This window comes from Nocardiopsis sp. NPDC006139, from assembly GCF_040614155.1.
Lineage (GTDB): Bacteria > Actinomycetota > Actinomycetes > Streptosporangiales > Streptosporangiaceae > Nocardiopsis > Nocardiopsis changdeensis.
In genome coordinates, this window is the sequence record NZ_JBEXTT010000021.1 from 137,485 (window position 1) to 145,197 (window position 7,713).

The following is a 7,713-nucleotide window of genomic DNA, read 5'->3' on the forward strand; positions in this document are numbered from 1 at the left end:
CACCGCGCAGGGGAGCGCCGGGGAGCGGGCGGGACGGCGGCCCGTCGGGCGCGTCATGGCGCAGGTCGCCATGGTCATGAACCTCGACAAGTGCATCGGCTGCCACACCTGCTCGGTCACCTGCAAGCAGGCGTGGACCAACCGCAGCGGTGTGGAGTACGCCTGGTTCAACAACGTCGAGACCCGGCCCGGCCAGGGGTACCCGCGCACCTACCAGGACCAGGAGAAGTGGCGGGGCGGCTGGGTGCGCACTCCCCGGGGGCGCCTGGTGCCGCGGGCGGGAGGGCGGCTCAAACGGCTGGCGACGATCTTCGCCAACCCGGTGATGCCCTCCATCCACGACTACTACGAGCCCTGGACCTACGACTACGACACGCTCCTCAGCGCGCCGCTGGGCGATGACTTCCCGGTCGCCTCGCCGCGTTCGGCGCTCACCGGCGACCCCATGCCGGTCACCTGGAGCGCCAACTGGGACGACGACCTGGCGGGCGGGCCGGAACTGGCCCGGCACGACCCGATCGTGAAGAAGCTCGGGGACAGGGTGAGGTTCTCCTACGAGGAGACCTTCATGTTCTACCTGCCGCGCATCTGCGAGCACTGCCTCAACCCGTCGTGCGTGGCCACCTGCCCCAGCGGCGCCCTGTACAAGCGGGCCGAGGACGGCATCGTGCTGGTGGACCAGGACCGCTGCCGGGGCTGGCGGATGTGCGTCACCGGCTGCCCGTACAAGAAGATCTACTTCAACCACAAGACCGGCAAGGCCGAGAAGTGCACGTTCTGCTACCCCCGGGTCGAGGTGGGCATGCCGACGGTGTGCTCCGAGACCTGTGTGGGGCGGCTGCGCTACCTGGGGGTCGTCCTCTACGACGCGGACCGGGTGGGGGAGGCCGCCGCCGTGGAGGACGAGAAGGAGCTCTACCGGGCCCAGCTGGACGTGTTCCTCGACCCCGACGACCCGGCGGTGCGCGCCGCCGCCGCCCGCGACGGCATCCCGGACCGGTGGGTGGAGTCGGCGTCCCGGTCGCCGGTGTACGCGCTGGCCAAGCGGTTCGGGGTGGCGCTGCCGCTGCACCCGGAGTACCGCACCATGCCGATGGTCTGGTACGTGCCGCCGCTGTCGCCGGTGGTGGACACGCTCACCTCGACCGGGCACGACGGCGAGGACGCCGGCAACCTGTTCGGCGCCATCGACGCGCTGCGGATCCCCGTGGAGTACCTGGCCGAGCTGTTCACGGCGGGCGACCCGGAACCGGTGCGGCTGGTGCTGCGCCGGCTGGCCGCCATGCGCTCGTACATGCGCCGGATCAACCTCGGCCGGGAGCGCGACGCGTCCATCGCCGAGGCGGTGGGCATGAGCGGCCGCGACATCGAGGACATGTACCGCCTGATGGCACTGGCCAAGTACGACGAGCGCTACGTCATCCCCACGGCCTACGGGGTGGACGACGCCGACCGGGGGGTCATCGACGAGATCGGGTGCAGCCTCGACTTCGAGGGCGGCCCCGGCATGGGCGGGATGGGCGGGGTGCCGTTCGGCGAGGCGTCCGGGCGCCCCGACGCGGCCTCGGTCGAGACCTTCCACGCGCTGTCGGACCGGCAGTCCAGCGACGAGCACACCACCAAGAGGGGGAGGGTGAACCTCCTCAACTGGGACGGGAACGGCCGGCCCGACGGGCTCTTCCCGCCCCGTGCAGGCGACCACGACACCGACGGCGGAGGCGGCTCCGGCCGCCCCGCGTGAGGGGGTTGCAATGAGCACCACCACCGACAGGACCGGGTCAGAGGGGACCGGGCCGGCGTCCGGGCGGGAGAGGACGGGCTGGCTCGGAGCCGGCCGGTCCGCACGGCGGGTGCACCGCAGGGCGGTCACCCACCAGGCGGCGTCCATCCTGCTCGGCTACCCCGACCAGGCGTTCTTCGAGCGGCTGCCGCTGGTGGCCCTGGCGGTCGCGGAACTGCCCCGCGGGACCGTGCGCGAGGCCCTGCACGAGTTCTGCGAGCACGCCTGCGCCACACCCGAGCTGGAGCTGTGCGCCCACTACGTCGACGTCTTCGACCTGCGCCGGCGCAGGTCGCTGTACATGACCTACTACACCGACGGGGACACCCGGCGGCGCGGCCACTCCCTGGCCGAGATCAAGGCGGTCTACCGGGAGGCGGGCTGGGAGGTCCTCCCCGGCGAGCTGCCCGACCACCTGGCCGTGCTGCTGGAGTTCGCCGCCCGCGGCTCCGATTCCCGGGGGGAGGAGCTGCTGCTGCGGTTCCGGCCGGGGCTGGACCTGCTGGCCCGGGCCCTGGAGGAGTACGGGACGCCGTACGCGCGTGTGGTGGACGCGGTCCTCCAGACCCTGCCGCCGCAGCGCGCGGCCGACCGGGAGGCGGCGGACCGGCTGGTCGCGCAGGGGCCGCCCGCCGAGGACGTCGGGCTGGAGCCCTACGGGGTGCGCAACCCGCTGCCGGTGGTGGACACGGGCGCCGGGCCGGGCGGTTGCGGGGACGGGGGCTGCGGCCCGGTGCCGCATCCGCGCGCGGCCCGGGACGGGGAGGCCCGGTGAGCGGGTACGGCGGGGCCGACCTCTTCCTGTGGGGGATCCTCCCCTACGTCGTGCTCGTCATCGTGGTGGGCGGCCTGGTCTGGCGGTTCCGCTACGACCGGTTCGGGTGGACCACGCGGTCCTCGGAGCTGTACGAGTCGCGGCTGCTGCGCATCGGCAGCCCGCTGTTCCACTTCGGCCTGCTGGTGGTGATCGTCGGCCACGTGGTCGGCCTGCTCGTCCCGGAGTCCTGGACGCGTGCGCTGGGGGTCTCCGACACCCTGTACCACGTGACCGCGCTGTCCCTGGGGCTGGTCGCCGGGGTGTGCACGCTCGCCGGGGTGGCGCTGCTGGTGTGGCGCCGCCGCACCACCGGGCCGGTGTTCAGCGCCACCACCGCCAACGACAAGGTCATGTACCTGGTGCTGGTGCTGGCGATCCTCACCGGGCTGGGCATGACGGTGTACTTCGCCGGGGTGGAGGTCGCGGGCGGGCACTCGCAGGACTACCGGGAGACGGTGTCGCCGTGGTTCCGGTCCATCTGGATCCTCAGCCCGGACATCGCGGCCATGGCCGCGGCGGAGCTCCCGTACCGGGTGCACGCGCTGATGGGGCTGGCGCTGTTCGCGCTGCTGCCGTTCACGCGCCTGGTGCACATGTTCAGCGCGCCGGTGGGATACCTCTTCCGGCCGTACGTGCTGTACCGCACCCGGGACGTGCACGCGGGCGGGGCCGGGCAGGCCGAGCGCGCCGGCCGCCGCGGCTGGTGACCGCGGGGCCGGAGCACGGCCCCGCGGGCTTTCGAGGAGGAGGCCGAGCATGGAGATCTTTCCGGCGTTCCCGCTCCAGGAGTGGGACGACACCAAGCAGACCATCCACCGGTTCGAGCAGATCGTCGGCAAGGTGCGGCTGCACCACAGCCCGCGGCGCAACCACTGGTGGAACGTGCCGTTCCACCTGACGGGGAGCGGGGTCACGACGCGGCCGATGGGGCTGTCCGACGGCAACCCGGTCTTCACGGTGGACTTCGACTTCGTGCGGCACCGGCTGGTCGCCGCGACGGTGGACGGGAAGGAGGCGTCGTTCCCGCTCCAGGGGCAGAGCGTGGCGACGTTCTACCTGGCGCTGCAGTCGGCGCTGGACTCGCTGGGGGTCGACGGGAGCATCCCCCACGCCACGCCGTTCGACCTGCCGGACCACGGGCGGCCGTTCTCGCAGGACACCGAACACGCCGCCTACGACCCGGACAAGGCGCTGAAGTACTGGCAGGTGCTGAGCCGGGTGAACCTGGTGCTGGAGGAGTTCGCCTCCGGGTTCTCCGGCAAGACCAGCCCGGTGCACCACTTCTGGCACACCTTCGACATCGCGGTCACCCGGTTCTCGCCGGAGCCGGTGCGCCAGCCCCGGGAGGCCGGGGGCCTGGTGCGCGAGGCGTACTCGCGGGAGGTGGTGAGCTCCGGTTTCTGGTTCGGCGACGACAAGACCCCCGAGCCGTGCTTCTACTCCTACACCGCGCCGGAGCCGGAGGGGCTGACGGAGCAGCGCCTGCGGCCGGCCGCCGCCGAGTGGGTGGAGAGCGGGTCGGGGCACCTGGCGCTGTACCGGTACGCGGACGCGCGCAAGGAGGCGGACCCGGTCGGGTCGGTGCTCGAGTTCCTGGAGAGCGCGTACCTGGCGGGGGCCACCCTGGCCGGGTGGGACGTCGCGGGGCTGGCGTGCCCGCAGGGGATCACCGACCCCTACGCGGGCGGGCGCACCGGGGACTGAGCGGGTCCGGGGCCCGGCGCCGGGGCGTGCCCGCAGGAGGGGCGGGGTGTGGGCGGGGGGTCCGAGTGGGAAAGTGGCATTCGTGAGGTGTGCGCACCGGGCGCGCACGGACGAGGGAGAGCCATGGACCTGACGGTCGTCGACGTGCCGGACCGTTCGCGGTACGAGGTCAGCGTCGATGGGAAGGTGGTCGGCTTCTCGGCCTACCACCGCCTGGAGGACGGGGTGCTGGCGCTTCCCCACGTGGAGGTGGACCCCGTCCACCAGGGGCGCGGGGTGGCGGCCGAGCTCATGCGCCGGTCGCTGGACGACGTGCGGGCCAAGGGGCTGAAGGTCATGCCGGTCTGCCCCTACGCGCAGGCGTACATCGCCAAGAACGAGGAGTACGCCGACCTCGTGCAGTGAACGGGAACGCCCACCCGGCAGGGGATACCGGGATGAGGGGGACGCGCGGGCGCTTTCGTGATTTTCCGTCCATGTGATTGCATCCGTGTTCTTTCGGTCACGGCGAATGACCGCTAGTGTTCTGGGTCACAGTGGCGGTCATTGTGTTCGAGAGGGAGCCCCCCATGTCCATCGTCTCCATCGAGCCCGCCACCGCCGAGCGGTGGGACGACCTGGAGAACCTGTTCGGGCCGACCGGAGCCTACGGGCACTGCTGGTGCACCTTCTTCCGCAGGCGGGCCAAGGACTACACGGAGAGCACCACGTGCGAGCGGTCCAGGCGGGGTGCGGACAACAAGGAGGAGCTGCGCAGGCTCACGCTCGACGGCCGGATCCCGGGCCTGCTGGCCTACGACGAGGAGGGCCCCTGCGGCTGGGTGTCGGTGGCGCCCCGCGGCGACTACATCCGGCTGTCCCGGTCCCGGACGCTGCGCCCCGCCGACCCGGACGAGCCCGGGGTGTGGTCCCTGGTGTGCTTCTGGCTGCCGCCGCGGCGCCGCCGCCGCGGGATGGGCGGCCGCCTGCTGGACGGGGCGATCGAGTACGCCCGGGCGCAGGGGGCGCGGGTGCTGGAGGCCTACCCGGTGGACACGGCCGGCGGCCGGGCGCCCAGCGCCGAGGTGTACGCCGGAACGGTGGAGATGTTCCGGCGGGCCGGTTTCACGCTGGCGGACCACCACACCAGTGAACGGATCATCGCCCGGCTGGAGCTGAAGCAGGAGTAGCCCCCGGGGGTGCTCGCACGGGGGCCCGGGCCGTGCCCGAGGCCCCCTTCCTTTGCCCACCCGGTACCCCCCTGGGGTAATGTGCGGAGGGACACGTTCATCGCGGGCGGTCCCGCTTGACGAATTCATACCCCCTAGGGGTATAGTCGGTCGTGCTGGGACAGTCGCACGTCACTACAGGAGGCGAAATGGCCACCACGACCACCGCTGTTTACACCGTCGACGGCATGAGCTGCGGCCACTGCGTCAACTCCATCACCCAGGAGGTCGGCACGGTCGCCGGCGTCACCGACGTCCAGGTGGACCTGGGCTCCAAGAAGGTGACCGTCACCGGCGAGGGCGCCGTGGACGACGCCGCCGTGCGCGCCGCCATCGACGAGGCCGGCTACGAGGTGCGCGACTGAGACGCGGACGGCCACGGAGCCGGGGCGCGGCGCCCGCGGCCTCGTGGCCGGAGCCGGCCCGCGGGCCGGACCCGTATCCCGCCGCAGGAGGGGGACAGGACGGATGAGCGCACCGGCCGCACCGGTCGAGCTGGCGATCGGCGGCATGACCTGTGCCGCCTGCGCCAACCGTGTCGAGAAGCGCCTCAACAGGCTGGACGGCGTCACCGCCACCGTCAACTTCGCCACCGAGAAGGCCAGGGTCTCCTTCGACGGCGAGCCCCTGGCGGTGGAGGAGCTGATCGCCCAGGTCGAGAAGGCCGGGTACACCGCCGAGGTGCCCCGCCCTCCCCGGACCGGCCCGGAGCCCGGCGCCGAACCGGACGACCCGGCCCGGCCGCTGCGCGACCGGGCCGCCGTCTCCCTCCTGCTGTCGGTGCCGGTCATCGCGATGGCGATGGTCCCCGCGCTCCAGTTCACCTACTGGCAGTGGGCCTCGCTCGCGCTGGCCGCCCCGGTCGTCGTGTGGGGCGCGCTGCCCTTCCACGTCGCCGCCTGGAAGAACCTCAGGCTCGGCACCGCCACCATGGACACCCTGGTCTCGCTGGGTGTCTCCGCCGCGTTCCTGTGGTCCCTGTACGCGCTGTTCCTCGGCACCGCGGGCGAGCCGGGCATGACGCACCCGTTCGAGCTCACCATCGCCCGCACCGACGGCTCCGCCGACATCTACCTGGAGGTCGCCGCCGGGGTCACCTCCTTCATCCTCCTGGGCAAGTACTTCGAGGCCCGGTCCAGGCGCCGGGCCGGCGCCGCCCTGCGCGCCCTCATGGAGCTGGGAGCCAAGGAGGCGGCCGTCCTGCGCGGTGACCGCGAGGTCGCCGTGCCCGTGGACCGGCTCGTGGTGGGCGACCGGTTCGTGGTGCGGCCCGGTGAGAAGGTCGCCACCGACGGGACCGTGGAGGAGGGCACCTCCGCCGTCGACATGAGCATGCTCACCGGCGAGTCCGTGCCGGTCGAGGTCGGCCCCGGCGACGCCGTGGTGGGTGCCACCGTCAACGCCGGCGGACGCCTGGTCGTGCGCGCCTCCCGCGTCGGATCCGACACACGGCTCGCGCAGATGGCCCGCCTGGTCGAGGACGCGCAGAACGGCAAGGCCGAGGTCCAGCGCCTCGCCGACCGGGTCTCGGGGGTCTTCGTCCCCGTCGCCATCATGATCGCCGTCGCCACCCTCGGCTTCTGGATCGGTGTCGGAGAACCCGCCACCGCCGCCTTCACCGCGGCGGTCGCGGTGCTCATCATCGCCTGCCCCTGCGCCCTGGGCCTGGCCACGCCGATGGCCCTCATGGTCGGCACCGGACGCGGCGCCCGGATGGGCATCCTCATCAAGGGTCCGGAGGTGCTGGAGAGCACCCGCCGCATCGACACGGTCGTGTTGGACAAGACCGGCACCGTCACCACCGGCACCATGGCGCTGGTGGAGGTCGTCGCCGCCGGGGGCGAGGACGGGGACGAGGTGCTGCGGCTGGCCGGGGCGCTGGAGAACGCCTCCGAGCACCCCATCGCCAAAGCCGTCGCCACCGCGGCCGCCGCCCGCGGTACCCTGCCGGTCCCCGAGGACTTCGCCAACGTCGAGGGCCTGGGCGTGCAGGGCGTCGTCGACGGCCGCACCGTCCTGGTGGGCCGTCCCGCGCTGCTCGGGGAGCGGTCACAGCCGCTGGGCGAGGACCTCGTCCAGGCGGTGAAGGAGGCCCGGAACCAGGGCCGCACCGCCGTCGCCGTCGGCTGGGACGGCGCCGCCCGGGGTGTTCTCGTGGTCTCCGACACCGTCAAGCCCACCAGCGCCCAGGCCGTCGAGCAGTT

General features: G+C 72.8%; 8 protein-coding genes. All 8 read left to right on the plus strand.

Going from position 1 to position 7,713, the window contains the following annotated elements:
• Positions 1-55 precede the first annotated feature (55 nt).
• Positions 56-1,741 carry a nitrate reductase subunit beta gene (narH, locus tag ABZ249_RS25010; protein WP_355267388.1) on the plus strand — a complete coding sequence of 562 codons (1,686 nt, stop codon included), beginning with the start codon at positions 56-58 and terminating at the stop codon, positions 1,739-1,741.
• A 10-nt stretch (positions 1,742-1,751) separates the two neighbouring features.
• Positions 1,752-2,555 (plus strand): nitrate reductase molybdenum cofactor assembly chaperone, encoded by an 804-nt coding sequence (narJ, locus tag ABZ249_RS25015; RefSeq protein WP_355267365.1) that lies wholly within the window; start codon positions 1,752-1,754, stop codon positions 2,553-2,555.
• The gene (narI, locus tag ABZ249_RS25020) at positions 2,552-3,304 is read left to right on the plus strand and encodes a respiratory nitrate reductase subunit gamma (RefSeq protein ID WP_355267368.1); all 753 of its coding nucleotides are present in this window, start codon (positions 2,552-2,554) and stop codon (positions 3,302-3,304) included. Before narJ ends, narI begins: the two co-directional genes overlap by 4 nt.
• Positions 3,305-3,353: 49 nt before the next feature.
• A complete protein-coding gene (locus ABZ249_RS25025; RefSeq protein ID WP_355267371.1) occupies positions 3,354-4,301 on the plus strand; it encodes a DUF5996 family protein in 948 nt (315 codons plus the stop codon).
• Between the two features lie 123 nt (positions 4,302-4,424).
• Entirely contained in the window at positions 4,425-4,706 is a 282-nt protein-coding gene (locus tag ABZ249_RS25030; protein WP_220563598.1) for a GNAT family N-acetyltransferase, read from the plus strand.
• Positions 4,707-4,870: 164 nt separating this feature from the next.
• Complete coding sequence (locus tag ABZ249_RS25035; RefSeq protein WP_220563597.1) at positions 4,871-5,470, plus strand: GNAT family N-acetyltransferase; 600 nt, start codon at positions 4,871-4,873, stop codon at positions 5,468-5,470.
• A 188-nt stretch (positions 5,471-5,658) separates the two neighbouring features.
• On the plus strand, positions 5,659-5,874 hold the full coding sequence (locus ABZ249_RS25040) for a heavy metal-associated domain-containing protein (RefSeq protein ID WP_355267376.1): 216 nt from the start codon (positions 5,659-5,661) through the stop codon (positions 5,872-5,874).
• A gap of 103 nt (positions 5,875-5,977) precedes the next feature.
• Positions 5,978-7,713 (plus strand): heavy metal translocating P-type ATPase (locus ABZ249_RS25045; protein WP_355267379.1); only part of this gene is annotated, 1,736 nt, incomplete at its 3' end.